This is a genomic window from Mycolicibacterium sp. SMGY-1XX (genome assembly GCF_059132455.1).
This window is the reverse complement of record NZ_CP101139.1, coordinates 4,982,393-5,008,245: the sequence shown is the minus strand read 5'-3', so window position 1 is coordinate 5,008,245 and position 25,853 is coordinate 4,982,393. Positions and strand designations below refer to the sequence as shown.

Sequence of the window (25,853 nt, the reverse complement as noted above, 5' to 3'; positions counted from 1 at the left end):
GCATCGCGTGTTCTCGGCCCGCGTTGACGACGCAACGCGCGGAGCTCAGTCGGTGGGGGCGGATCCGTATCGCAGCTTGTGCACGTGCACCACGGACATCGTTTCCACGGATCGCACGCCGTCGAGGGTGTTGACCTGGGTCTTCAGGAATTCCCACAGTTCGACGTTGTTGGCGCTGGCGATCTCGGCGCAGATGTCGGCGCGGCCCAGCAGCGTGGACACGTAGGAGATCTCCGGCAGCGTGGTCAGCGCGGCGACGACATCGGCATGTCGGGCCGGATCGACCGTGATCATCGCCAGGGCCAGCTGCTGGTTCCCCAGACGCTCGGGATCGGCGAAGGCGACGATCCGCAGGATCTCCAGATCCTGCATCCGCTTCACTCGGGCGCGCACGGTGGCTTCCGATGTGCCCAGGTTGCGCGCTATTTCACGAAAGGCGCGGCGTCCGTCGTCCTCGAGTTGGCGCAGGATCGCGCGATCGAGTTCGTCGAGACTGTCCTGGGCCATGGTCATGACTGTAGCGAGGCGGCAGCGAGAAGGCACCGTCGTGCCGGGGCGTGACACGTCGATACGCGCCCCGGGTAAATTCTGCGTTTCGCGTAGCCAGGATTGGCATTGCGCCGCGCATTGCGCAGTGTTAGGTTCTGTCCACCCCGCTGCCGTAGCGGTCTACTTCTGCCGATCGGCTGCCCCGATCGCCTGACGGCTCTACTCTCAGCCCTCTACCGGAGACCTTTGATGACCGCACATGATTCGTTCGCCGACGACCACACCTACGAGAAGACTCTGCGGTGGTGGGACGGCTTCACCATCAGCCTCTCCATCCCGGCCGCCCTCTTCGTGGGCATGGGCTACGCCATCGGTTTCATCGGCGCCTGGACGGCGCTGCTGCTGCTCGGCGTGGTGGCGGTGATGGCGTGTCTGCAGAACTTCGTCTACTCCGAGATGGCCAGCATGTTCGTCGACAAGGTGGGCGGCATCTCCATGTACGCCCACGAGGGCTGGCGCAGGCATTCGACGCTGGTGGGCCCGGTGGCGACCTACGGTTACTGGTTCGCCTGGTCGAGTTCCCTGGCGATATACGGCCTGCAGATCGGCAAGCTGGTCCAGACCGAATGGTTCCCCGACCAGACGTGGACCTTCTCCACCGGTCTGGCGACCATCGGTCTGCCCCACGTGATCGCCCTGGGCGTCCTGGTGTTGGGTTGGGCCCTCAACGTTCTCGGGATGCGCCCGGCCATGTGGATCATGTACGCCACCGGCGTGCTGGTGCTGGTTCCCATCGTGGTGTTCGCCGCCGCCCCGCTGTTCTCCAGCGACTGGTCGATGAGCAACATGCACTGGGATCTGGGTGCCAGCGGAGAAGCGGGCTGGCGCACCGCCATTGCCTGGATGTTCGTCCTCGCCTGGTCGGTGTACGGCATCGAAGCAGTGGCATCGTTTGTCCCTGAGTTCCGTGACACCGTGCGCGACAGCCGGATTGCGCTGAGGTTGGCCGGTGTCTTCGTGATCGCCGTGTACATCCTGGTGCCCTTCGGGGTGGGGGGCATGGTCGATCAGGCCGACGTGGCCGAGAATCCGGTCACCTTCTACCTCGACGTGTTCAGCCGGCTCTTTCCCGGCGGTGACGTGGTGATGACCATCTGCCTGATCGCGGGTCTGATGCTGCTCATGGTGATGACCACCGCCGACGGCGGCCGCGTGCTGCACGGCAGCTCCCGCGCCGGGCTGACCATCCGCCAACTCGGCGAACTGAACCGGTTCAAGGTGCCGGGCCGCGCGATGTCGCTGGATCTGGTGGTCAACGTCATCCTCATCCTGTTCGTCGGCGAAGCCCTGGCGGTGATCGTGGCGGGCATCCTCGGTTACCTGGTGTGCCATGTGCTTTCGCTGACCGGCTTCCTGAACCTGCGTCGCGACGAGCCGGATGCACCCCGCCCCATCAAGCTGGGCCGGCAGTGGCTGTACATCGCGGGTTTCCTGGCGCTGTTCGACACCGTGTTGCTGGTGGTGGGTGCGCTGAGCGCCTCGATCACCGGGTACGGGAGTATCCGGGAGCTGGTGATCGGGATCGTGGTGCTCTCGCTGTCGGTGGTGCTGTACGCCTACCGGCGGATGGTGCAGGACAAGCAGCCGTGGATCTGGCGTGACCCGCCCACCGCGGTGGCGGCCGATCTGGCGGACGGCGCTCCGACCGCCACTCGATAGCCCGGCGCTACTGCACCACGATGGCATCCAGCTGACGCGCCCAGTCCGGGTACTTGGCCAGCTTCGCCTGATGAAGGGCGAAGACCCGGGCACCGGTCTCGGGATCACCGTCGTCGGAGAACCTGACCGCCGACAGTGACGCCACGTTCGGCAGGATCACGTCGTCACCCGAAATGTGCACGGGGTCATGCATGTATCTCTCCAACGACTCCAGGTCCGGAATCGCGACCACGTAGCCGATGGTGCGGCCGGTGGGGTCGGTGAAGTCGGGTCCGACACTCGAGAACGCCGCCCACGGCAAAGCAGCGGTACGGCGAAGGGCGGCCAGGGTCTGTTCGCGTTGTCCGGCGGTGAGTCCGTCGATGAGCGTCAGCTTCAACACGTTGATGATCACAACAGGCACAACCGGTGTGTGCGACGTCCGTGTTCCGGCGACCGTCATTGTGCCCAGCGTGATTCTTACTCACCCGGCTCCCTGAGGCTTGCGGGCCACGCCGCTGAACAGCGCGATCGCCTGCGCGGTGGTTCCCGGCGGGACTCCTTGGGCAGTTCGGCGGAGTTGGTGCCGCCGTGCCCGGCTTAGCCTTCGTTCCAGACAGCCGGTCAGTGAGCGGAGGTGGTGCCGATGTCCCCGTTGATCGACGTGCATTCCCTGGGGCAGGTCACGTTCGCCGACGACTTCGGCGGCGCGATGACCGTCGACAGTGACCTCGGCACCGACGGGCGCTGGCCGTGGGTTCTCGCGATCCTGGGTGCCGCGCTGGTGGCGCTGGGAGCGGTGGCGTTCAGCCCCCACAGTGACGAGGGTGTGGACCGGGCGCCGTGTGCGCAGACGGTGTGTGCGCCCGCACCGGGCGGCCAACCGCCGACCCGGTGAGTGCCCGAATCCCCTTTGCATCGCGCCACATTCGGCGAGAAGACCGGTTCGAGAGGCCAATCCATGAACGCCACAGCCGCGGCGGTGTACGCCGGCGCAGACGCCGCTTGGGCGCATGACGCCCGCCTGGTGCGGGACAAGCTGAGAGTGTCCGCCGCGCAGCGGGACAGGTCGCGCAAGGATCCCGTCGAGGAGATCGGCTGGCTGCGGGACGCGGGTCTGCTCGGCATCTTCATCCCCGTCGAGCACGGGGGCGGCGGAGCATCCTGGACCCAGGTCGCCGAGGTGGTCCGCACCATCGCCGAAGCCGACTCGTCGATAGCGCACGTGCTGCTCTACCACTACTTCGGCAGCCTCGCCGGCACCCGGGGTGAAAACGGTTCCCTCGGAGCGGGCCGAGCGCGGCGCATCGCCGCCGGCAATCTGTTCCACGGCACCATCGCTCAGGCTGCCTATCCGCCGTTGATCCTGGCCACCCAGACATCAGATGGTTTCCGCCTCAACGGCTCCAAACCGTTCACCAGCGGTGCGGGCCTCGGTGATGTCCTCGTGGTGTGGTCGGTCTTCGACACCGGCACCACGCTGGACGGTCAGGACGTCTCGGGGCAGCTCGCGACATTCCATGTCGAGGGAACCGCGGCCGGACTGTCTTTCGGCGGCGACTGGGACAACCTCGGTCAACGACTGACCGTGAGTGGAACCGCCACGTTGACCGACGTCGCAGTGGCAGCCGACGACCTGATCGGATACGGCTACGGAGCGGTCGAGACCACCGCCTCGGATCACCTCGACGTACTGCTGATGTACGCCGGATTCGCCAACATCTTCACCGGTCTGGCGGTCGGCGCCCTGACCGAAGCCGCCGAGTACACGCGGGAGCGCTCGCGACCGTGGGTGGAATCCGGGTACCGAAGTGCCACCGAGGACCCGTTGACCCAGGAGAGGTACGGCCACTTCTGGACGCAGGTGCAGTCTGCCGATGCACTCACGTCTCGGGCGAATGCCGCCGTCGATGCCGTGCGTGACCAAGGCGGCCAGCTGTCGTGGTCGCAACGGGCCGAGGCCGTCACGCTGATCAATGCGGCCCGGGTGCATGCCAGCGAGGTCGCCTTGACCGTATCGAGTCGGCTGTTCGAGGTCACCGGCGCCAGGTCCTCCGCGACGGCGGTGGGTCTGGACCGGTTCTGGCGCAATGCCAGAACCCTGAGCCTTCACGACCCCTTGCCCCACAAGCAGGTGCAGATCGGGGCCTACCTGCTCAACGGCACCGAACCGGCCCCCGGCTTCTACTCGTGACCACCGCAGCCGAGAAGCCGCTGGTACTCGCGGCGTTCACGATGTCGACCGTCTCGCACGGCAACTACGGCCTGTGGCGGCATCCGCAGGACCAGACGCATCGCTACACCGACGTGCGCTACTGGGTGGAGCTGGCGCAGCTGCTCGAGGCCGGCGGGTTCGACCTGCTGTTCATCGCCGATGCCGTGGGGCAGCTCGACGTCTTCGGCGGGGATGCGAATGCCGCGCTGACCCGCGCGGTGCAGACACCCGTCACCGATCCGCTGCTGGCGGTGTCGGCCATGGCCGCGGCCACCCAGCGGCTGGGCTTCGGGATCACCGTCTCGACGACCTATGAAGCGCCGTATCTGCTGGCCCGGAAGTTCAGCACCCTGGACCACCTGACGGACGGCCGGATCGGCTGGAACATCGTGACCTCCCTCCTGGACAGCGCGGCCCGCAACATCCTGGGCCGTGAACGCCAGATCCCGCATGACGAGCGGTATGCGATGGCACAGGAGTTCCTGGAGGTCACCTACAAACTGTGGGAGGGTTCCTGGGAGGCGGACGCCGTGGTCAGGGACCGGCGCACCGGGGTGTACACCCACGCCGACAAGGTTCATCCGATCGGTCACGAGGGGCGCTATTTCAGCGTGCCCGGCGCCCATCTGGTGGAACCGTCACCCCAACGCACACCCGTGCTGTTCCAGGCCGGGACGTCCCCCGCGGGGCGCGCCTTCGCCGCGCGTAACGCCGAACTCGTCTTCGCCAGCGATCACCGCCCGGATGTACTGCGTGACAACATCATCGACATTCGCCGCCAAGCCGTCGGTCACGGCCGCGATCCCGGGTCCATCAAGTTCCTCACGTCGGTCGAGGTGGTGGTGGACGAGACCGATGCGGCTGCACACGCCAAGGCCGCCGAACTCGCGGCGCACCACGATCTCGAAGCGGGGCTGGTCTTGTTGTCGGCGCTCAGTGGAGTCGACTGGTCCGGTCACGGGGTGGACCAGCCCATCGACGAGTTCGACACCGACGCCAGCCGGTCGATTCTGGCCGCGGTAACCGACCCCACCGCACGAAAACGGATCACCCTGCGCGACTATGTCGGGGGACTGGGCGGATTCGGGGGCGGCCTGTTCGTGGGCAGTGCGCGGACGGTGGCCGACGAGCTGGAACGCTACGCCGAGCGCACCGGGGTGGACGGATTCAACTTCACCTATCACGTGACCCCGGGAAGTTTCGCCGACATCGCCGAGCACCTGATCCCCGAGTTGCGCCGGCGGGGCAGGGTGCTGCCCCGCCACGGGCGGACCACCCTGCGCGAGCACCTGTTCCCCGGCGGCGGCGCGGTGTTGCCGGCGGACCATCCCGGTTCCGGGTTCCGGAAAAGAATCTTGTCGATTTGATCGCTCGCGCCGGTGTCAATTTCTGCGGCACTGTTATCGCGAGATCAACACCGCGTTAATCGTCTGTGGCTCAACCTGTTCGGGCACACAGCGCGGTTTCGCACGGCCCGAGAGGCGCATCCCATGCCCGAATCCACCAACACCACCGGCGCATCGCCACTGTCATTGTCCGGGCGGACACTCACCTCCGCCGACACGATCGGGTTGCAGCGTGAAGCGCTGGGGCACTGGGGTGTGTTCGCCCAGGGATTGGCTGCGGCAGCCCCCAGCGTCGCCGTGGCCGTGGTGCCGTTCTCACTGTTCGTCGCGGCGGGCAAAGGCGCCGCATGGGCGGTGCTGGTGGGTCTGGCGATCGCCGTACTGATCGCCGTCACCATCAGCTTCCAGGCCAAACGCACGGTTTCGCCTGGCTCGCTGGGCACCTACACCGGTAACGGACTCGGGCCGGGGTTCGCTTACGCGGCCGGCTTCAGCCTGCTGCTGGGCTATATCGGCTTCGCCACCACCGGCACGCTGGGCGGCGTGCTCTACCTGGACTCGTTCCTCTCGTCGATCGGACTGGGATCACACGCGGTCTGGTACCGCCTGCTGCTGGTCCTCGTCGTTGTCGCGTTGGCGATCTACCTGCCCTACCGGGGAGTGGCACTGGCCGCCAAGTACGAGTTGGCGTTCGAGTTGGTGGCCATCGGTTCGATCCTGGTGATCATCGTCGGCTCCTACGTCAGCTACGGGTTCCGAATCGACTGGGAACAATGGAATCCGGCACACCTCGGCACCAGCGCCACCTTCATCGCGGCGGTGTCGGCCGTCGGCTCCTACGCCGGGTTCGAAAGCGTGGCCTCACTGGGTGCCGAAGCAAAAGACGCGCACCGCAGTATCTCTCGTTCACTGATCCGGGTGGTTCTGCTCCTGGGTGTGCTCTACGTCTTCGCCACCTATCCGCAGATCCTGCACTTCGGAGAGATCGACGGCGATAAGGCAGTACTGCCGCAACTCGCCGACACCGTGGGAGTCTCCTGGGTCAATCAAGTGGTCAGCGGAGCCGTCGCCATCGCTTTCATCGTCTTCGTCACCGCCGTCACCACCGCCGCCGCGCGGTCGTTGTTCACCTTCGCCCACGAGGGAGCGCTACCCGCGGTGTTCACGAAAGTTCATGCCCGGCACCGCACTCCGTGGGTGGGGATCGTGTTCGTCGGCGCGCTGGCGTTGGTGTTCTCGGTGGTCGCGACCTTCAGTTCGGCCGGCCGCCTGGTCTTCGACGTCTACGGCGGCTACGTCGCGACATGGGGCTTCCTGATCGCATACTTCCTGGTGGTGATCGCCACCCCGATCTGGCTCCGTAAGATCAACGCGCTCAACCCGGTTCGCCTGGCGGTGTCGGTGGCCGCCGCTCTGGCGCTGGGCTACGTGATCGTCAGCAACGTCTATCCGGTCCCTGACTTCCCCTTCAACATCCTGCCCTTCATCTACGCCGGGCTGCTGGTGGCCGGGCTCGCCTGGTACTGGTACCTCAAGGCGGCGCGACCGGACGTGGCCGCGCGGGTCGGCACCATCCAGACCCTCTCCGACGCTGAGCAGCAGCGTCTGGCCGACGAGGGCATCGTGGAGGTCCTCGAACAGCAGGCCGCAGCCGCAGAGGGCGACGACGATCCGGAGACCCGGCGCGACAAGGAGCCCGTCGCATGACGCTCGCCCAGCGAAAAGACCTGGCGTGGACGCACGACGTGGGCACACCTCGCGATCACCCGGCGGTCGCCGACTTCCTGGCCACCACGAACGGACTGGGCGGACGGAAGTTCAGCGCCGATTCCCGGGACATCGCCGAACAATTCGAGTCGGCGCTTCCCGGTGCGGTGACCGTTGTGCGCGACGACTCCGACCGGGTCCGGGGTTATGCGGCGGTACACCGGCCGCACGGGGCGGAGGTCATCGCAGACTTCGTGTTCGATCCGGCCACCCCGCCCAGGCTGGTCGACGAGGTGGTGCATGCGGCTGTGCACCGCTTCCGCCGAGAGGCCGCGCCCGCAGCGGGAACGTTCCTGCGGGTGTTCATCGGTGACACCCAGCGCCAGGCCATCGACGCGCTGCTGCGGCAGGGTGCCTACCGGGAGGCGCAGTTCATCCGCACCCGCAAACCGCTCGACGAGGAGAGCCCGGCGTTACTCGAGGCGGCCGCCATCGAAGGGCTCGAGGTGCTGGGGTGGCCGGAGGTCATCGAACGCGGCCTGTCCGAACAGGTGCGGCGCCTGCAGTTCGACACGTTCGCAGAGCATTTCGGCAACATGTCCAAGACTCCGGAAGCGTGGCAGCACCACCTGCACAGCAGGTCGTTCGCACCCGATTTCAGTGTCGCGACGGTTGACCAGTCGGGTGAGGTGGTGGGTTACGTGCTGGGGTCGGTGTACACCGCCGGCGCCGCACCGGGGGAGGAGCGGAGCGCCCACACCGATTACATCGGCGTGCGCCGTGACCACCGGCGCCGCGGTATCGCGGAGTTGTTGCTGCGCAAGATCTGGCTGGCGGCGCTACGCCGTGGGCTGACGGTCGCCTCGCTGGGCACCGACATCAACAACAGCAGTAAGGCGCACGAGCTTTATGCACGCCTGGGCTACGTTGCCGTCGAACATGATTCGGCTTACCGGATCGACGGCTAGGAGACGTGCGCGGCTGTCAGCGAGCTGAACACCCGCGCAGCACCCCCGCGGCGCGAGCGCGCGTGTCTGTACGCCACGCCTCGGCGTGCCGCGTACAGACACGCGCGCTCGGCGGGGATCACATGGGGGCGTTGGCCGGCTGGAAGGCGCCGGAGGCGTCGGCCTCCTCTTCGGCGCGGATGACGTGCACGACGGCGTTGATCAACGCCAGATGGGTGAACGCCTGCGGGAAGTTGCCCAGATGCCTGCCGGTACGCGGCTCGATCTCCTCGGCGTACAGATGCAGCGGACTGGCGAACCCCAGCAGCCGCTCACACAGATGCCTGGCACGGTGGATCTCGCCGATCTCCACCAACGCCGACACCAGCCAGAACGAGCAGATGGTGAAGGCGCCCTCTTCGCCGGTCAACCCGTCGTCGGTCTCTTCGACGCGGTACCGCAACACCAGGCCGTCCTCGGTGAGCTCGTCGGCGATCGCCATCACCGTCGCCCGGATCCGCGGATCGTCGGACGGCAGGAACCGGGTCAGCACCGCCAGCAGCAGGGACGCATCGAGGGCGGGGTCGCCGTAGCGCTGGGTCAGCACCCCGCGCTCGTCCACCCCCTTCTCGAGGATGTCGGCCTTGATCTCCTCGGCGATGGCGCGCCACTGCTGGGCGTAACTCTTCTCGCCTTCGAGGTCGGCCAGCTTGGAGCCGCGATCCAGGGCCACCCAGCACATGATCTTGCTGGAGGTGAAGTGCTGCGGCTCGCCGCGCACCTCCCAGATGCCGCGGTCGGGTTCCTTCCAGTGCTTGATGGCCTCTTCGACCTGCTCCTTGAGCACCGGCCACAGGGTTTCGGGGATCTGCTCTCGCGATTTGGTGTGCAGATACACCGAGTCCAGCATGGTGCCCCAGATGTCGTGCTGCATTTGGCTGTAGGCGCCGTTGCCGATGCGCACCGGCCGCGCGTTGTCGTAGCCGGACAGGTGCAGCAGCTCGTCTTCTTCGAGACTGCGTTCCCCGCCGACGCCGTACATCACCTGCAGCGGGTGGCGTTCGCCGTTGTTGGCGCCCGACACGTCGGCGATGAAGGCGAAGAAGTCATCGGCCTCGCGGTCCAGCCCCAGGGTGTAGAGGCCCCACAGCGCGAATGTCGAGTCGCGCACCCAGGCGTAGCGGTAGTCCCAGTTGCGCTCACCCTGCGGAGTCTCCGGCAGCGACGTGGTGCTGGCCGCCAGCAGCGCACCCGTCGGTGAGTACGTCAGCCCCTTCAGGGTCAGGGCGCTGCGCTGCAGGTAGGACCGCCACGGGTGGTCGGGGAAATCGCCGATGTTGATCCACTGCCGCCACATCTCGCTGGTCTGCCACATCTTGTTGGCGGCTTCCTCGTATGTCTGCGGCGCGGGATGTCCCGACCAGGACAGCGCGACGAAGACGTTGTCCCCTTCGGTCAGCCGGGTCCGCGCGCGGGCTTCGTGGCCTTCCAGGCCCAGGCGCAGGTTGGTGGTCAGCCGCAGCGTCGGGTGCGCGTCGGGATCGCGGCTGGCCCGGGCGATCGCCTCGCCGTAGGCCGGGCCGGAGTACTCCCACTTGGCGGGAATGCGGTGATAGTCGAAGGACGGCTCGCAGCTCATCACCAGCTCGACGGTGCCGCTGACGCAGCGGACGGTGCGCAGCAGGATGTGCTCGGCGTCCCAGTCCATCGGCGTGCGGCGGTGGGTGCGCGAGCGCCGCTCGAGGTCATGCCAGGGCCCCTGGACCAGCGCTTCGCGCACGATCACCCAGCCGGTGTGCGTCTGCCAGGTGGTCTCCAGGATGAGGCTGCCGGGCAGGTACCGCCGGGCCGACGGCACCGAGACCCCGTAGGGCGCGAGCCGAAAGTGCCCGGCGCCGCGGTCCAGGATCGCGCCGAACACGCTGGGTGAGTCGGGCCGCGGCACGCACAGCCACTCGATAGATCCGGCAGAGGAGACCAGGCAGGTGGTTTCGCAGTCGGACAAGAACCCGTAGTCGGCGATCGGAGGGAACGGATTGCGCAGCGCCCCGACCGGTGCATAGGGCACCGGGGCGGTGACGGTGAACGGGGCGGGGTCGGCGTGTGGGCGCACGCCGTCCGCTGCGTTGTCTCCGGTCTCGATGTCGAGGGTCATGCCGCCCATCATCGTTTGCAGACGCGGTCGGCGTCTACTTGTGCCGCAGGTGCGTCACATTCGGGTAGCCGCCCAGCCCGAGCCTCTGCACCACCACCTTGGTCAGGACATAGTGCGTGACCCCCGCTACCAGGAAGGCCGGTAGCGACGCCGTGGTGTACCGGAAGAGTTCGGACGGTTCGTACGAAACCGGGTCCAGCAGAAGCGAATACGTGACCGCACCCGCCGCCACCGCTGCGAAGGCGACCAGGTTCACTCCCTTCCAATAGCCGTAGGCCGATTGGTTCGGGGCAAGGAACAGGTCGCGGACGCTGAGTTGCCGGCGACGCAGGATGAAGTAGTCGACGATCTGTACCGCGCAGAGCGGGGCCAGCACAATGGCTCCCCAGGACAGGAAGCGACCGTAGTTGTCGTAGACGGCGGCAGGGAAGAACACCAGGATCGCCGCGGGGACCAGGATGGCGGCGATGAGCCACGGCCAGGCAGCCAGCCGGAACAGCCGGCCGCCGCCACCTTTGAGGGCGACCATCGACGCGTAGCCCTGCGACAGGATGGCGGTGATGTTGGCCAGGCAGACGATGACCAGGGCCACGACGCCGAGACCGACGCCGGCCAGCGGGATGAACCACTCCGTCGGTTCCTCGACCTGGAGCGACAGTGCGGCGACGGCGCCGACCGCGGCCGCCACCACGGACGCACCGAACACGCCGACCCAGTTCGGCCAGAAGGCGGCGCGCGAACTCCTGGTCAGGCGGGCCAGGTTCCCGAGGTTGGGCCACCACGCGAAGCCCCCGGCGATGCTCAGCTCCACCGCCAGGACGAAGCTCAGGTGCGGGTCGTCGCTGACGCCGCCCAAGGGTGCCAGCGACGCGAGCTCCGACCAGGTGTGATGGGTGAAGACGACCACGATTATGCCGACGAGAATCACCAGAAGCATCGGTGCCAGCACCCGGCAGACCGCTTCCACCGACACCGGTCCACGGGCCAGGATCAACGCCGACACCGTGATGGCGGTCAGCGCGAGCAGGCTCGCCGCGGCGCCGGTCTGCGACAGCTCGATACCGAAGACCTGGTTGGCCACCACCACGAGGCCGTGGCCGAACATGATCGCCAGCACCGCGGACCACGCCGCCGCGAGCACCGTCGACACGGCGATCATCACCACCCGCGCGCCCGTCTCCCCGAAGGTGCACCGCAGGCCGACGAACTGTTCGATGCCGTACTTGACCGACGGCATGCACGGCGCCAGCGCCACCGCCAGCACGCTGAGGCCGTACCCGATGGTGATGGTGGCGATGGCCGCCACGATGCCGACGTAGTACGCGACGGCCGCGCCCTGCAGGAACGCCCAGGTGGCGATTGCGAGGCCGACGTTCACCGACGAGTGCTGCCAGAAACCCCAGATGCGTTCGTGGGGGAGAAGCGGCAGATCGGTGAGGGTCGCGTCGGGGCTGCCGTCCCGGGCGGTGGTCTGTGTGGTGTCGGTCATCAGTACGCCCACCACAGCAGTGCGGCGATCGTGACAGCCAGCACGCTCACCGTGAGGACGAGATCCCGAAGGGGCAGGTCGGGGACGGTGACGGCGCCTGCGCTGCCGCTCTCCATCAGAGTCAGCCGGTCCTCGAGCTGCTGCTCGAATGAAGGGTTTTCCACGTCGCCTCATTTCTGATTGGCGGGCCAGTTTAGAAAGTGTGTGTCTGGCGCCACAGCCTGTCAAGCCCCGACTCGAGTTCACAATTCATTCTTGACTGGCGGGCCAATTAACTACAGACTGAGCCCATGAGCATCGACGATTCCGGGCGGCGGCCGTTGCCCGAGGCGGCGGCAACAGTGGTGGTCGGCGCCGGTTACGCCGGTCTGTCCGCGGCGCTTGCCTTGCACGACAACGGTATTGACGTGATGGTGTTGGAAGGTTCCGACCGGGTGGGTGGCCGGGTCCTCTCCGAGCGCCTCGACCAGATGTCGGGAATCGTCATCGACCACGGCGGCCAGTGGGTCGGACCCACACAGACCCGCCTGCTCGCCGCCGCACAGCGGTTCGGGTGCACCACCTTTCCGACCCACAACACCGGCGACCACCTCGAGCTGTGGACCGACGGGGTGTGCCGGCCCTTCCGCGGCGCCGGCCCCGTGGACGGTCACGGTGTCGCCGAATACGAGGCCGCGACCGCAGACATCGATGCGATGGCGGCGACGATCGACCCGGAGAATCCGATCGCCACTGCGGCGATCGCCGCCTGGGACGGCCAGACGGTGCAGTCCTACCTGGACGCCGCCGTGCCCAACGGCCACGCCCGGACACGTTTGGCGCTGGCCGTCCAGGGCGTGTGGACTGTCGAACCGCGCGACATCTCGCTGTTCCACTTCCTGTTCTACGTGGCCTCCGCCGGCGGGTTCGACCAATTGATGGAGACCGAGGGCTGCGCGCAGGAGCGGCGGTTCACCGCCGGCGCACAAGCGGTACCGCTGGCCATCGCCGCCCACCTCGGCGACCGGGTTCACACCTGCGCGCCGGTGCGCCACATCAGCGTCCTCGACGACGGGGGCGTACTCGTCGACACCGCGCGAGGACAGGTGCGGGCGCAACGCGTCGTCGTGGCCGCATCACCGGGAGCGGCGGTGCGGATCCAGTTCAGTCCGCAGCTGCCGCAGGCCCGCAACCGCTGGATGGAACGCAGCCCGATGGGCGACGTCGCCAAGGTCCACACCGTCTACGACACCCCGTTCTGGCGCGCATCCGGCTTCTCCGGCGAGGCGACCGTGTACGGAGAGCACTCGGTGGGCGTGGTGTTCGACAACTCTCCCGAAGACGGCCGCCTCGGGGTGCTGGTGTCCTTCATCTACGCCGACCGCCAACAACGCTGGTCCCGACTCTCGCAGGAGCAGCGCCGGGCCGACGTCCTGGCAACACTGGGCGCCCTGTTCGGCGAGCAGGCGACCACACCGCGGTACTACACCGAGAAGAACTGGCCCGAGGATCCGTGGGCGCACGGCGGATACGCCGCCAACCCCGCGCCCGGACTGTGGTTGGAGCACAGTACAACTGGCTGGCGAACGGCCTGCGGACCCATTCACTGGGCCGGCACCGAGACCTCAGCGGTGTGGAACGGCTACATCGACGGTGCCATCGCCTCCGGACACCGCGCCGCCGCCGAGATCGCGGCGGCCCTGCAGTGACCGCCGTCGTGAGTTCGCCGACGGCACGGCAGGACCTGCGTGTGTTCAGTGACCCGTCGTCGGTCGCCGTCGTGGGGGCCTCCGAAGACCCCGCCAAGTGGGGTTACTGGCTGGCCTCCGGCGCGCTCGCCGGGGCCCACCGCCGCACCGTCCACCTGGTCAACCGCCGCGCGACCTCGGTCCTCGGCCAACCCTGTGCGGCCAGCATTTCCGAGCTCCCGGACGCTCCCGAGCTGGTGGCGCTGTGTGTGCCCGCAGGCCATGTCGACGACGCGGTGGACGCCGCTCTCGAACGCGGCACCCGCGGCTTCCTCGGCATCACCTCCGGCATCGCCGACGACGCCGCGCTGGCCGCCCGCATCACCGCCGCCGGTGCACGCTTGATCGGTACCAACAGCCTCGGCATCTACGACGCCACCAATGAACTCAGGTTGATGTGGGGCGCGCCGACGCCCGGGCCGCTGGCGGTCGTCTCGCAGAGCGGACAGCTGGGTTCGGAGCTGGTGGCGATCGGCCGCAGGCACGGCCTCGGGGTGTCGCGCTTCGTCTCCATCGGTAATCAATCCGACGTCACCGCAACCGAAGTGCTCGCGGACCTCGCCGCCCACGACGGCACCGAGGTGATCGCCCTGTATCTGGAGAGTTTCGCCGGTGGGGTGGCGCTGTTCGACACGCTGGCCCAGTTGCGTGCATCGGGTAAACCCACCGTGCTGCTGACGGTGGGCGCCAGCAGCGCCAGCGCGCGGCTGGCCCAGACCCACACCGGATCACTCACCGCGCCACTCGATGTCGTCGACGCCGCCTGCCGCGCCGCCGGTGTCGTGCGGGTCGCCACCCCCACCGAACTCGTCGACGTGGCACGCGGCTTCCTCGCCGTGGCACCGTCTCGCGGTCGGCGGATCGCCATCGTGGGGGACAGCGGCGGACAGAGCGGGATCGCGGCCGATGTGGCGGCGGCCGCCGGACTCACGGTGCCGCGATTCTCGAACGCGCTGTCCGAACGGCTTGCCGCGCAACTGCCCTCAGGAGCCGCGTGCACCAACCCGGTGGACCTCGCCGGAGCCGGGGAACAGGACCTGCGCAACTATGCCCGTGTCGTCGAGCAGGTCGGAGGCGCAGGCGAGGTGGATGCAGTGGTGTTGACGGGGTACTTCGGCTGCTACGGGCAGGACACCCCCGCCCTGGCCGAGGCCGAGGTGGCCGTGGCCGAGAGCCTGGGCGCGGCAGGCGTGCCCGTCGTCGTCCACACCATGGCCCCGGATTCGGCTGCCGCACAGGCACTCTGGCGCAGCAGTGTGCCGGCCTACGGCAGCATAGAAGCGGTCATGAAGGTGCTCTCGGCACTGGCTGCCGCCGTGCCGACCCCCAGGGCCGCAATCGAACCCGGCGCTGCAACCACCGCGCCCCAGCCCGGATACTGGTCCGCCCGCGCCTGGCTCGGCGCCGCCGGGATCGGTTTCCCGAGGGGAGCCGCAGTGCGCGACGCGGCCGAGTTGGCCGCCGCAGCCGCGGCGCTGCGGGGGCCGCTGGTGCTCAAGGCCGGCTGGCTGGAACACAAGAGCGAGGCCGGCGGGGTGCGCACCCACCTGGCGGACTGGACGCAGATCTCGGCGGCCTTCGATGCCATGCACGCCCGCCTCGGCGACGGCGAGTACGTCCTCGAGGAACAGGACCGGCGGCCGGACGCCGTCGAAGTGCTGGTGGCCGCCCGCCGCGATCCCGACCTGGGCGCGGTGGTGGTGGTCGGCGCCGGTGGCACCGAAACCGAGGTGCACCGCGACATCAGGATGGAGTGCGCACCGGTGTCCCGCGACACCGCCACCGCCATGCTCGAAGCGTTGCGTATCGCGCCGCTGCTGCACGGCTGGCGGGGCCGTGCGCCGGTGGACATACCCGCGCTCGCCGAGGTGATCGTCACGGTGTCACGCCTTATCGCGGCGAATCCCGACATCGCCGAGATCGAACTCAACCCCGTCCGCGCCACCGCCACCGGCGCGCTGGCCGTCGACGCGCTGATCCTGACCCGTTGCACCACAACCGAAGAGGCGAAACGATGACAACCCCCACCCTTCCCGACCTCTCGACCGAGTTCTCCGGCCGCGTCGCGCTGGTCACCGGCGGCGGTTCCGGCATCGGCCGTGCCATCGCGCAACGCTGGGCGCTGGCCGGCGGTCTGGTCGCCGTGCTCGGCAGACGCAAGGACGCTCTCGAGAAGACCGCCGCCCTGATCGACAGCGCCGGTGGGCACGCCGAGACGCTGGTCTGCGATGTGCGCGATCACGAGGGGGTGGCCGCCGCCGTGGACGGGCTGGTCGACCGGCATGGGCGGCTGGACGCACTGGTCAACAACGCCGCAGGCAACTTCGTGGTGCCGTCGGAGCAGCTGTCGCCGGGCGGCTGGAAAGCGGTGACCGACATCGTGCTCAACGGTTCGTATTACTGCACCCATGCCGCGGCGCAGCACATGCTGGCCCGCGGCAGCGGTTCCATCCTCAACATCATCGCCAGCTATGCCTGGCACGGGCATCCCGGCACGGTGCACAGCGCCGCGGCCAAGGGCGGTGTGGTCGCGATGACGCGCACCCTGGCCGTGGAGTGGGGCGGCCGTGGGGTGCGGGTGAACTGCCTGGCACCCGGACCGACCGAGACCGCCGGTGCCGGCGCGGCGCTGTGGGGCAGTGCCGATGCTCGTCGCGACGTGCTCGCCAGCGTCCCGGCCCACCGGTTCGCCGCGCCGGCCGAGATCGCCGAATCCGCGGCCTACCTGCTCAGCGATCGTGCCGGCTACGTCACCGGCGAAGTGCTGGTCGCCGACGGCGGCCAATGGCTGGGCAAGTCCGTCTACACCGACTCGCGCCGCTGAAAACCCAGTCTTCCAACCTCATTCGAAGGAGAACCCCATGACCGTCACCACCAACTTCGCGGCCTGGCCGCTGTCCGATGAGCAGAAGCAGATCATCGAACTGTGCCGCGAATTCGCCGCCAAGGAGATCCGCCCCCGCGGGCGTGAAGTGGACGAGGCCGACACGGTGACCCCGGTGGACATCTTCGCCAAGGCCGCGGCCGTCGGTATCACCGACTTCATGATTCCCGAGGAATACGGCGGTGGCGGTTTCACCGATGTCTTCACCCAGTGCCTGGTCCAGGAAGAACTGTGCTGGGGTGACCCGGGTATCGGAAACCTGGTGTGCTCCAACGGCTTCTTCGCCGACCCGATTTTGGTGCTGGGTACCGAGGAGCAGAAGAAGCGCTGGCTGACACCGCTGACCGGGCCCCACGCGACGATGACCGCGCTGGCCACCACCGAACCGGAATCGGGTTCGGATGCCGCGTCGATCTCCACCACGGCCACCCGCGTCGACGGCGGCTACCGCATCACCGGACAGAAGGCCTGGATCTCCAATGCCGGGGCCGCCGACTCCTACGTGATCTTCGCCAAGACCGACACCACCAAACGCTCGGGTGGTATCTCGGCGTTCCTGGTGGCCAAGGACACCGAAGGGCTGAGCTTCGGCGAACCGATGAAGAAGATGGGGCAGCGGGCCATCGTGTGTCGCGAGATCTTCCTCGACGGGGTGTTCGTCCCCGAAGAAGACCGCCTCGGCGACGAGGGACGGGGCTTCTACGGACTGATGGGAACCTTCGACATCTCGCGGGTGGTGCTCGGTGCGGCGGCGGTGGGCGCGGCCCGCGCGGCGTATGAGTACGCACTCGACTACGCCAAGACCCGCAAGCAGTTCGGCGTGCCGATCATCGACCACCAGGCGGTCGCGTTCCGGCTGGCCGACATGGCCACCCGGATCGAGGCGGCGCGCCTGTTGGTGCTGCACGCCGCGCGCCTCATCGACAGCGGGGTGCCGGCGCGCGGAATCGCCGCGATGGCGAAGCTGACCGCCTCCGAGACGGCCATGTTCGTCACGCACGGCGCGGTCCAGACCCTCGGCGGGTGGGGGTACTCCCGCGAGTACCCGGTCGAGCAGTGGATGCGCGACGCCAAACTCGAGGAGATCGAGGAAGGCACCTCGGACATCATGCGGTTGGTGATCTCGCGCAATCTGGGCTGACATCTGATCGGGCCGCCAGTTATCTGACTTGTACGATCGGGAGGTCTGAGCTGTCCGGACTACTCGGAGGAACCGATGCCGCGCCCCAGTGTGGAAGCCGAGCGTCGGCCGCAGATCCTCGCCGCGGCATGCGAAGTCATCGCCACGGCGGGGATCCCCGCCTTGCGCCTCGCCGACGTCGCGCGCGAGGCCGGGGTCAGTTCGGGCACGGTGCACTACTACTTCGAGACCAAAAAAGAAGTCATCACCGCGGCGTTCGAGTTCAACCTGACCGACTCGTTGGCGCGCCGTCAGGAACTGCTCACCTCGGGCAAGGACAGCCTGGCGATCCTGCACGACCTGGTGGAGTCGTACCTACCCAACGACGAACTCTCGGTACGGGCGTGGAAGGTGTGGCTGGCGCTGTGGGCCGAAGGCAGCCGCGATCCGGTGCTGCAGGAGATCAACGACCGGCTCTACGGTCAGTGGCGTGATGTCGTCGCCGGGGTGATCCGCGACGCTCAGGCCGCCGGCCTGGCCCGGGCCGGCGACCCCGGGCTACAGGCCAACATGCTGATCGGGATGCTCGACGGGCTGGCCGTCCAGGTGGTGCTGGGCTCACCGAACATGTCGCTGGAGGCGATGCGGCAGACCTGCAAGACCTTCATCAGCGAGGTCATCGCCCCGTGATCAGCGCCTCGCGAAGTCCGGTGCGTGCTCCGGGAGCGGACCGATGGCCACCCCGTAGGCGGCGACGCGGGTCAGGACCGGGAACCGGTTCGCCAGGCGGAGGGCTCGCGGCGCCTCACCTGCGGCAGGCGCGCCGGTGACAGGTCCGGTGAAGGCCCGCGCGATCACGTTGTCGTGCACGAACCGCTGCACGCGCTGGATCACCGCCGCAGGCAGCCAGCGGCGCGCCTGCACCGCGGCCAGGTGACGGGTGGACACCGCGCCGGTGCGCAGCGGCACCGCCAGCAGCCGGGCGGCGGCCACCGCGTCGGCGACGGCCAGGTTGATGCCGACGCCACCGACCGGCGACATGGCGTGGGCGGCGTCGCCGAGGAACAGGATCCCGTCGCCGTACCACTTGCGTAGCCGATTCAATTGCACGTCAAGCAGTTTCACGTCGTCGAACGACTGGAGCTGATCCACCCGGTCGGCCAGCCAGGGCACCAGGGCCGCGACGCGCCGGCGAAGCGAATCGATGCCCTCGGCCCGCATCGCGGCATCGGAACCCTTCTTGATCAGGTAGGCGATCTGGAAGTAGTCGCCCCGGTCGATCAGCGCGACGGCCTGGCCGCTCTCGAACCTGCCGTTGAGCCCGCTGGGATCATCGTGGTGGCGCGGTAACCGGAACCACCACACGTCCATGGGTGCGCCGAAACTGCGCGGGGTGAAACCGGTGGCGGCCCTCAGGGTGGAGGCGCGCCCGTCGCACCCGACCGTCAGCGCGGCCCGCATCTGGCGCTCGTGGCCGTCGGCGTCGCGGTAGCGCACCCCGGTGACCCTGGCGCCCTCGTACCGGGGTCCGAGCACTTCGGTGTTGCGAAGAAGCCGGAACGACGGTTCCCGGGCGGCCGCCGTGGCAAGCATCTCCAGGAAATCCCACTGCGGCACCAGGGCGATGTGCTGGTGCGGACCGGGCAGGTGCGCAAGGCTCAGGGACAGCGTGGTGCCCTGCACCGCCAGGTTCACCCCGGAGATCAGCCGGTGCGGCACCGCCGTGAACGCCGACGCCAAGCCGAGTTCGTCGAGCAGGCGCAGCGTGCTGGCATGCACCGTGTCCCCGCGGAAGTCGCGCAGGAAGTCGGGGTGCTTCTCCATGACGGTGACGTCGACCCCGGCCCGGGCCAGCAGCAGACCGAGCATCACTCCGGCCGGGCCGCCGCCGGCGACCAGACAGGTGGTGGATTCGTCACCGGTTTCGGCCGTTCCCACGCGTTGATCGTAGGGTGGGATGCGATGCAGGGACGGTGTCTTTGATGGATGGGTTACTCAGTTGGTGGGACGGCGTCGAGCTGTGGCTCTCCGGCCTCGACTTCGTTCTGCAGACGGTCGTGGTGATGCCGGTGGTGCTGTTGCTCGCCTACGCCATCGCGGTGTTGCTGGACGCCCTGCTGGGCAACGGGGTTCGATTGCTGCATCGGCTGCGCGGGGGAGAGGACGGACAGCGGTGAACGGCATGCCTCGCTCGCGCGTGACATTGATCCTGGTCATTCTCGTGGTGCTTGTTGTCGTCATGTGGTTCGTCACCCGGTAACCAGCACGTTGCCGACGGTGGTGGTCGGCGGAAACTCTGCTACTCTTCCGGCCATGCGCGCGGCGTCCGGGGGCAACAGAGGTGGCCAGATGCTGGCTTCCTCCGTCCAGGGACACTGCGCCGTTGTTGATGTTTGTTGTTGTCGCTGACCCTTGCCCGCCTGCGGTTTGGAGTCGGTGACGGACTGCGCATAGCGCCATCATCTGAGCCCTCATCCTTTCCGCCGTGGCGGGTACCGATCCCGTACTCCGCCCTGGAAAGGTCCTCCATGCCGAACATTCTGACGTCCCCGAAGCGCTGGCGGGCGGCCGCTGCGCTCGCTGTGACCGCATCGATGCTCGCTGCCTGCGGTGGCGGCGGATCCAGTGACGTCGCGGGTGAAGAGGGCGGCGCCACCGACGCCGAGACCACCCTCACCCTGGTGGCCTACGCGGTGCCGGAGCCGGGCTGGAGCAAGATCATCCCGGCGTTCGCCGCCACCGAAGAAGGCAAGGGCATCGCCGTCACCACCTCCTACGGCGCCTCCGGTGATCAGTCCCGCGCTGTGGTCGACGGCAAGCCCGCCGATATCGTCAACTTCTCCGTCGAACCCGACGTCACCCGCCTGGTGAAGGCCGACAAGGTGGCCGCGGACTGGAATGCCGACGCCACCAAGGGACTCCCGTTCGGCTCGGTGGTTTCGCTCGTGGTCCGTGAGGGCAACCCGAAGAACATCCGCGACTGGGACGATCTGCTGCAGCCTGGCGTCGAGGTGGTGACCCCGAGCCCGCTCAGTTCTGGCTCCGCGAAGTGGAATCTGCTGGCGCCGTATGCCGCCAAGAGCAACGGCGGCCAGGACCCGCAGGCCGGAATCGACTTCGTGAACAAGCTGGTGTCCGAGCACGTGAAGACGCGCCCCGGCTCCGGTCGTGAGGCCACCGACGTCTTCCTGCAGGGCACCGGCGACGTGCTGCTCAGCTACGAGAACGAGGCCATCTACGTGGAGCGGCAGGGCAAGCCCGTCGAACACGTCAACCCGCCGCAGACGTTCAAGATCGAGAATCCGGTGGCCGTGGTGTCCACCAGCGCCCACCTGGAGCAGGCCAACGCGCTGAAGAACTTCCTGTACACCCCCGAGGGGCAGAAGATCTGGGCCGAGGCCGGTTTCCGTCCGGTCGATCCCGCGGTGGCCGAGGAGTTCGCCGCCGACTTCCCGACCCCGGAGAAGCTGTGGACCATCGCCGACCTGGGTGGCTGGGGTGAAGTCGACCCGGCGCTGTTCGACAAGGACAACGGCACCATCACCAAGATCTACAAGCAGGCCACTGGATGACGCAGAGCGTCTCGGCGGCGGTGCGGCCCGAGCCAGGCGGTGACGCCGGCCCGGGCCGGGCCGCCGCCCGGCTGGGGCGCCGGCACGGCAGTACGTCGCTGCGGGTCGGGGCGGCGACGCTGTGGCTGTCGGTGATCGTGCTGCTGCCGCTGGCCGCGATCCTGTGGCAGTCCGCCAAAGGTGGGTGGACGGCGTTCTGGGAGGCGGTCACCTCGCCCGCGGCGCTGCGGTCGTTCGAGGTCACCCTGACGGTGTCGATCGGCGTCACCGTCATCAACGGCGTGTTCGGGCTCTTGGTCGCGTGGGTGCTGACCCGCGACGACTTCCCCGGCAAGCGCCTGGTCGATGCCGTGATCGACCTGCCGTTCGCGCTGCCGACGATCGTCGCCAGTCTGGTGATGCTGGCGTTGTACGGCCCGGCCAGCCCCGTGGGGCTGCATCTGCAACACACCAAGTGGGGTATCGGGGTGGCGCTGCTGTTCGTGACGCTGCCGTTTGTGGTGCGGTCGGTGCAGCCGGTGCTGCTCGAACTCGACCGGGAGGTCGAAGAGGCGGCGGCGTCGTTGGGTGCCAACAACCTGACCATCTTGACCAGGGTGATCCTGCCCGCGCTGCTGCCGTCGCTGCTCTCGGGCGCCGGACTGGCGTTCTCCCGCGCTATCGGGGAGTTCGGTTCCGTCGTGCTCATCGGCGGCGCGGTGCCGGGCGAGACCGAGGTGTCGTCGCAGTGGATCCGCACCCTGATCGAGAACGACGACCGCACCGGCGCCGCGGCCATCTCGATCGTGCTGCTGGCGATCTCGTTCATCGTGCTGTTCATCCTGCGGGCCCTCGGCTCGCGCGCGGCCCGGCGCGAGGAGCAGGCGCGATGACGCTCTCGCCCAGAATTCGTTATCTGCTGCGCTTCATCGCGCTGGCCTACATCGGCATCCTGGTGATCATCCCGGTGGGGTTGATCCTGTGGCGCACGCTGGCCCCGGGTGTCGGCGAATTCGTCGCGTCCATCAGCACACCGGCGGCCATCTCTGCGCTGCAGCTGTCGCTGCTGGTCGTGGCCATCGTGGTGCCGCTGAACGTGCTGTTCGGCGTACCCACGGCGCTGGTGCTGGCGCGCAACAAGTTTCGTGGCAAGAGCGCGCTGCAGGCGGTCATCGACCTGCCGTTCGCGGTGTCTCCCGTGGTGGTCGGTGTCGCGTTGATCCTGTTGTGGGGATCGGCCGGGTTGTTCGGGTTCGTCGAGAACGACTTCGGGTGGAAGATCATCTTCAGCTTCCCCGGCATCGTGCTGGCCAGCATCTTCGTCACCGTGCCGTTCGTGATCCGCGAAGTCGAACCGGTGCTGCACGAACTGGGCACCGATCAGGAAGAAGCCTCGGCCACGCTCGGCGCGCAGTGGTGGCAGACCTTCTGGCGGATCACGCTGCCGTCGATCCGGTGGGGTCTCACCTACGGCATCGTCTTGACCATCGCCCGCACCCTCGGCGAGTTCGGTGCCGTGATCATGGTGTCGTCCAACCTGCCGGGGCAGTCGCAGACGATGACCCTGCTGGTGGCCGACCGTTACAACCGCGCCAACGAGTACGGCGCCTATGCCATTTCGACCCTGCTGATGGCTGTTGCGGTGCTGGTGTTGGTGGTGCAGGTCGTCCTCGACGCCCGCCGCGCCAAGATCGAGAAGTAGGAGATCTCATGACGAACGCGATCACCGTCGCCGGTGCCAACAAGCATTACGGCGAATTTGCGGCCCTGGACAACGTGGACTTCGTGGTGCCGGCCGGCTCACTGACCGCCTTGCTGGGTCCCAGCGGTTCCGGTAAGTCCACCCTGTTGCGCGCCATCGCGGGGCTGGACGAACCCGATACCGGATCCATCACGATCAACGGCCGTGATGTGACCCGCGTGCCACCGCAGAGACGCGGCATCGGATTCGTGTTCCAGCACTATGCCGCGTTCAAGCATCTGAGTGTCCGCGACAACGTGGCGTTCGGGTTGAAGATCCGCAAGCGGCCCAAGGCCGAGATCAAGGACAAGGTCGACAACCTGCTCGAGGTGGTGGGACTCGCCGGCTTCCAGAACCGTTACCCCAACCAGCTTTCCGGCGGCCAGCGCCAGCGCATGGCCCTGGCTCGCGCACTCGCCGTCGACCCCGAAGTACTGCTTCTCGACGAACCCTTCGGCGCGTTGGACGCCAAGGTGCGCGAGGATCTGCGCACCTGGCTGCGCCGGTTGCACGACGAGGTGCACGTGACGACGGTGCTGGTGACCCACGACCAGGCCGAGGCGCTCGATGTGGCCGACCGCATCGCGGTGCTCAACAAAGGGCGCATCGAGCAGGTCGGTTCACCCACCGAGGTCTACGACCAGCCGGCCAACGCTTTCGTCATGTCCTTCCTGGGCACGGTGTCCTCGCTCAACGGAATCCTGGTGCGCCCGCACGACATCCGGGTGGGGCGCAATCCCGAGATGTCGATCGCGGCCGGTGACGGCACCGCGGAGTCCACGGGTGTCACGAAAGCCACCATCAACCGGGTGGTCGTGCTGGGCTTCGAGGTCCGGGTGGAGCTCACCAGCGCCACCACGGGGACCCCGTTCACCGCACAGATCACCCGCGGTGACGCCGAGGCGCTCGGTCTGCGCGAGAGTGACACCGTCTACGTGCGGGCCACCCGGGTGCCCCCCATCGCGGGCAGCCTTCAGGTGCCGAAGGCCGACAAGGCCGACGAGGAACTCAGCAACGCCTGACGGCTCAGCGACTTTCGTTGCCCACCAGGGTGGGTGCCGGTTCGGCGTGTGGTGCTGTCTCCGCCCAGCCGGGCGGTTGCAGCAGGTAGCCGATCCGGCCCCGCCACGTCTTGGCGCGTCCGACGTCGCGCACCATGGCGACGAATTCCGCGAAGTTGATCTTGACCGGATTGTAGGTGTCGATGTTGTGCGTCAATCCGTAACGGATGGTCTCCACCTCGTCGGCGTAGCTGCGGAAGATCCGATCCCACAGGATGAGGATGCCGCCGTAGTTCTTGTCCAGGTAGGGATTGTTGGCGCCGTGGTGCACGCGGTGATGTGACGGCGTGTTGAAGATGTACTCGATTGCGCGCGGCAGTGTTCCGATGCGTTCGGTGTGCAGCGGGAACTGGTACAGCAGCACGACGGCCTGGCACAGGAAGATCATCCACACCGGGATACCGGCCAATGCCATCGGGATGTAGACCACCGAGGTGAGGAACCGCCCGGGAATCAGCCACGGCAGCCGCACCGCGGTCGACATGTTGAAGTGCCGGCTCGAGTGATGCACGCTGTGCGCCGCCCAGAACAGCCGGACCCGATGCTGCATCCGGTGTTCGGCGTAGTACGCCAGATCGGCCCCCACGATCGCGAGCACCCACACCCACCAGTCCGACGCGGACAACGCCCACGGCGCGAAGGCGGCCGCCAGCAACACGATGGGCAGCTCGATGAAGTCCTCCACCAGATTCGCCACCCGGCCCAGCCCGTAGACCGACAAGCTGGCGAAGGTGTCACGGGTGGAGAAGCCGACCTTGTTCCGCGGCTGGGCATCTCGGCCCTCGCGACGGTCCCGGCGCCGTTCCAGGCGATCGCCCAGCAATTCGATGCCCAGCAGCAGGAGAAACGCGGGGATCGCGTACAGCCCGATGTTCCCGATCCAAGCGGTGTTGGCCTCCACGGTCAGTTGTTCCCTTTCTTCGGCATCCCGGCGATCTGGCGGCGCAGCGCGCGGCCGAACATCTCCTGATTGACGCGCTCGGGGTCGATACGCCGTTGCCGAATCAGACCGCTGAACATCGCCAGCGTGGTGGTGGCGAATTCGTCGACGTCGACGCTGTCGTCAACGTCGTTGCGCGCCAGCATGTCTGCCAGGATGCCGCGGATCGCCGCCAGTGTGGTGGCCGTCGAGTTGGCCTCGATCTGCATGAGTTCGGGGTTGCGCACCGCGTGCAGCCAGAACTCCGTGCGCAGGACGGCGACGTCGATGTCCTTGTCGGCGATGGCGATCAGCATCTCGCCCAGCGCCTGTAACGGATCGGCGGACTGGGCGCGTGACGACTCGATGATGTGCGCGACTTCGCCCATCTGGTTGACGGCACGGTCGGTCATCAACGCCGAGAACAACTCCTCCTTGTTGGCGAAGTTCGAGTACACCGCGCCGACGGAGAACCCGGCTGCCTCGGCGACCTCGTCCACCGACGCGGCGGCGTAGCCCTTGCGGGCGAACACCGACGCGGCGGCGTCCAACAGCCTGCGTCGCGTCAGTTCCTTGCTCTCCGCGCGGGTCAGGCGACGCGGCTTCTGATTGCGATCCATATTCAGATAGTAGCTGTTATTTGAATTCGTGGCACTATCGGTTCACGAAAGGGGTGTCACGAGTGGTGATCGCGAGGTTGTATCCAAGGCGCACAGACTTTTTCGGGAACTGCGAAGTCGAACTCGCGACCCGCTCCAGCGGCGTAACTTCGAGTCGATCGGTGCGGCCGGCGACGGTTCCGTC

24 protein-coding genes are annotated in these 25,853 nt (G+C 67.7%); 16 read left to right on the top strand and 8 right to left on the bottom strand.

Features of this window, described 5'->3' with window-relative positions; genetic code table 11:
* Positions 1-45: 45 nt before the first annotated feature.
* Positions 46-507, bottom strand: coding sequence for an Lrp/AsnC family transcriptional regulator (locus tag NL241_RS24010; RefSeq protein ID WP_494395253.1), 462 nt, complete (start codon positions 505-507; stop codon positions 46-48).
* A 231-nt stretch (positions 508-738) separates the two neighbouring features.
* On the opposite strand from NL241_RS24010, the gene NL241_RS24005 reads away from it, so the two are divergent.
* A complete protein-coding gene (locus NL241_RS24005; RefSeq protein WP_494395252.1) occupies positions 739-2,208 on the top strand; it encodes an APC family permease in 1,470 nt (489 codons plus the stop codon).
* 7 nt (positions 2,209-2,215) lie between these two features.
* On the opposite strand, the gene NL241_RS24000 is transcribed toward NL241_RS24005, so the two are convergent.
* Positions 2,216-2,611, bottom strand: a complete 396-nt coding sequence (locus tag NL241_RS24000; RefSeq protein ID WP_494395251.1) for an antibiotic biosynthesis monooxygenase family protein — start codon at positions 2,609-2,611, stop codon at positions 2,216-2,218.
* Between the two features lie 222 nt (positions 2,612-2,833).
* Here NL241_RS24000 and NL241_RS23995 point away from each other — a divergent pair, with 222 nt between their 5' ends.
* From NL241_RS23995 to NL241_RS23975, 5 genes are all read left to right on the top strand, one after another.
* A complete protein-coding gene (locus tag NL241_RS23995; protein ID WP_487686989.1) occupies positions 2,834-3,085 on the top strand; it encodes a hypothetical protein in 252 nt (83 codons plus the stop codon).
* A gap of 63 nt (positions 3,086-3,148) precedes the next feature.
* Positions 3,149-4,381 (top strand): acyl-CoA dehydrogenase family protein, encoded by a 1,233-nt coding sequence (locus NL241_RS23990; protein ID WP_487686991.1) that lies wholly within the window; start codon positions 3,149-3,151, stop codon positions 4,379-4,381.
* Positions 4,378-5,769: an NtaA/DmoA family FMN-dependent monooxygenase gene (locus NL241_RS23985; RefSeq protein ID WP_494395250.1), complete on the top strand. Its 1,392-nt coding sequence runs from the start codon at positions 4,378-4,380 to the stop codon at positions 5,767-5,769. Before NL241_RS23990 ends, NL241_RS23985 begins: the two co-directional genes overlap by 4 nt.
* Positions 5,770-5,892: 123 nt before the next feature.
* Positions 5,893-7,455: an APC family permease gene (locus NL241_RS23980; protein ID WP_487686995.1), complete on the top strand. Its 1,563-nt coding sequence runs from the start codon at positions 5,893-5,895 to the stop codon at positions 7,453-7,455.
* Positions 7,452-8,423: a GNAT family N-acetyltransferase gene (locus tag NL241_RS23975; RefSeq protein ID WP_487686998.1), complete on the top strand. Its 972-nt coding sequence runs from the start codon at positions 7,452-7,454 to the stop codon at positions 8,421-8,423. The genes NL241_RS23980 and NL241_RS23975 overlap by 4 nt, the downstream gene beginning before the upstream one ends.
* Positions 8,424-8,541: 118 nt before the next feature.
* On the opposite strand, the gene NL241_RS23970 is transcribed toward NL241_RS23975, so the two are convergent.
* Genes NL241_RS23970 through NL241_RS23960 form a run of 3 tightly spaced genes read right to left on the bottom strand, consistent with a single transcriptional unit; the run spans position 8,542 to position 12,210 of the window.
* Positions 8,542-10,557, bottom strand: coding sequence for a glycoside hydrolase family 15 protein (locus NL241_RS23970; RefSeq protein ID WP_487687000.1), 2,016 nt, complete (start codon positions 10,555-10,557; stop codon positions 8,542-8,544).
* Between the two features lie 34 nt (positions 10,558-10,591).
* A complete protein-coding gene (locus NL241_RS23965) occupies positions 10,592-12,046 on the bottom strand; it encodes a cytosine permease (RefSeq protein ID WP_494395249.1) in 1,455 nt (484 codons plus the stop codon).
* A complete protein-coding gene (locus NL241_RS23960; protein ID WP_487687005.1) occupies positions 12,046-12,210 on the bottom strand; it encodes a hypothetical protein in 165 nt (54 codons plus the stop codon). The genes NL241_RS23965 and NL241_RS23960 overlap by 1 nt, the downstream gene beginning before the upstream one ends.
* Before the next feature lie 126 nt (positions 12,211-12,336).
* On the opposite strand from NL241_RS23960, the gene NL241_RS23955 reads away from it, so the two are divergent.
* The 5 genes from NL241_RS23955 (at position 12,337) to NL241_RS23935 (ending at position 18,467) form a co-directional block, all read left to right on the top strand.
* Positions 12,337-13,734 carry a flavin monoamine oxidase family protein gene (locus tag NL241_RS23955; RefSeq protein ID WP_494395248.1) on the top strand — a complete coding sequence of 466 codons (1,398 nt, stop codon included), beginning with the start codon at positions 12,337-12,339 and terminating at the stop codon, positions 13,732-13,734.
* Positions 13,735-13,742: 8 nt separating this feature from the next.
* Positions 13,743-15,791: an acetate--CoA ligase family protein gene (locus NL241_RS23950; protein ID WP_494395247.1), complete on the top strand. Its 2,049-nt coding sequence runs from the start codon at positions 13,743-13,745 to the stop codon at positions 15,789-15,791.
* On the top strand, positions 15,788-16,597 hold the full coding sequence (locus NL241_RS23945; protein WP_494395246.1) for an SDR family oxidoreductase: 810 nt from the start codon (positions 15,788-15,790) through the stop codon (positions 16,595-16,597). Before NL241_RS23950 ends, NL241_RS23945 begins: the two co-directional genes overlap by 4 nt.
* A 37-nt stretch (positions 16,598-16,634) precedes the next feature.
* Positions 16,635-17,798, top strand: coding sequence for an acyl-CoA dehydrogenase family protein (locus tag NL241_RS23940; protein ID WP_494395245.1), 1,164 nt, complete (start codon positions 16,635-16,637; stop codon positions 17,796-17,798).
* Between the two features lie 75 nt (positions 17,799-17,873).
* Positions 17,874-18,467, top strand: a complete 594-nt coding sequence (locus NL241_RS23935; protein WP_494395244.1) for a TetR/AcrR family transcriptional regulator — start codon at positions 17,874-17,876, stop codon at positions 18,465-18,467.
* On the opposite strand, the gene NL241_RS23930 is transcribed toward NL241_RS23935, so the two are convergent.
* Positions 18,468-19,715, bottom strand: a complete 1,248-nt coding sequence (locus NL241_RS23930; RefSeq protein WP_494395243.1) for an FAD-dependent oxidoreductase — start codon at positions 19,713-19,715, stop codon at positions 18,468-18,470.
* A 35-nt stretch (positions 19,716-19,750) separates the two neighbouring features.
* On the opposite strand from NL241_RS23930, the gene NL241_RS23925 reads away from it, so the two are divergent.
* The 5 genes from NL241_RS23925 to NL241_RS23905 all read left to right on the top strand — a co-directional run bounded on the left by NL241_RS23925 (position 19,751) and on the right by NL241_RS23905 (position 24,091).
* On the top strand, positions 19,751-19,954 hold the full coding sequence (locus NL241_RS23925) for a hypothetical protein (RefSeq protein WP_487687024.1): 204 nt from the start codon (positions 19,751-19,753) through the stop codon (positions 19,952-19,954).
* A gap of 351 nt (positions 19,955-20,305) precedes the next feature.
* The gene (locus NL241_RS23920) at positions 20,306-21,349 is read left to right on the top strand and encodes a sulfate ABC transporter substrate-binding protein (RefSeq protein WP_494395242.1); all 1,044 of its coding nucleotides are present in this window, start codon (positions 20,306-20,308) and stop codon (positions 21,347-21,349) included.
* The gene (gene cysT, locus NL241_RS23915) at positions 21,346-22,221 is read left to right on the top strand and encodes a sulfate ABC transporter permease subunit CysT (protein WP_494395241.1); all 876 of its coding nucleotides are present in this window, start codon (positions 21,346-21,348) and stop codon (positions 22,219-22,221) included. The genes NL241_RS23920 and cysT overlap by 4 nt, the downstream gene beginning before the upstream one ends.
* Positions 22,218-23,030 carry a sulfate ABC transporter permease subunit CysW gene (cysW, locus tag NL241_RS23910; protein ID WP_487687030.1) on the top strand — a complete coding sequence of 271 codons (813 nt, stop codon included), beginning with the start codon at positions 22,218-22,220 and terminating at the stop codon, positions 23,028-23,030. Before cysT ends, cysW begins: the two co-directional genes overlap by 4 nt.
* 8 nt (positions 23,031-23,038) lie before the next feature.
* Positions 23,039-24,091: a sulfate/molybdate ABC transporter ATP-binding protein gene (locus tag NL241_RS23905; RefSeq protein ID WP_494395240.1), complete on the top strand. Its 1,053-nt coding sequence runs from the start codon at positions 23,039-23,041 to the stop codon at positions 24,089-24,091.
* Positions 24,092-24,095: 4 nt separating this feature from the next.
* On the opposite strand, the gene NL241_RS23900 is transcribed toward NL241_RS23905, so the two are convergent.
* Together NL241_RS23900 and NL241_RS23895 are read right to left on the bottom strand one after the other, a co-directional pair.
* Positions 24,096-25,031 (bottom strand): sterol desaturase family protein, encoded by a 936-nt coding sequence (locus NL241_RS23900; RefSeq protein ID WP_494395239.1) that lies wholly within the window; start codon positions 25,029-25,031, stop codon positions 24,096-24,098.
* A 2-nt stretch (positions 25,032-25,033) separates the two neighbouring features.
* Positions 25,034-25,669: a TetR/AcrR family transcriptional regulator gene (locus tag NL241_RS23895; protein WP_487687036.1), complete on the bottom strand. Its 636-nt coding sequence runs from the start codon at positions 25,667-25,669 to the stop codon at positions 25,034-25,036.
* Positions 25,670-25,853: the final 184 nt, after the last annotated feature.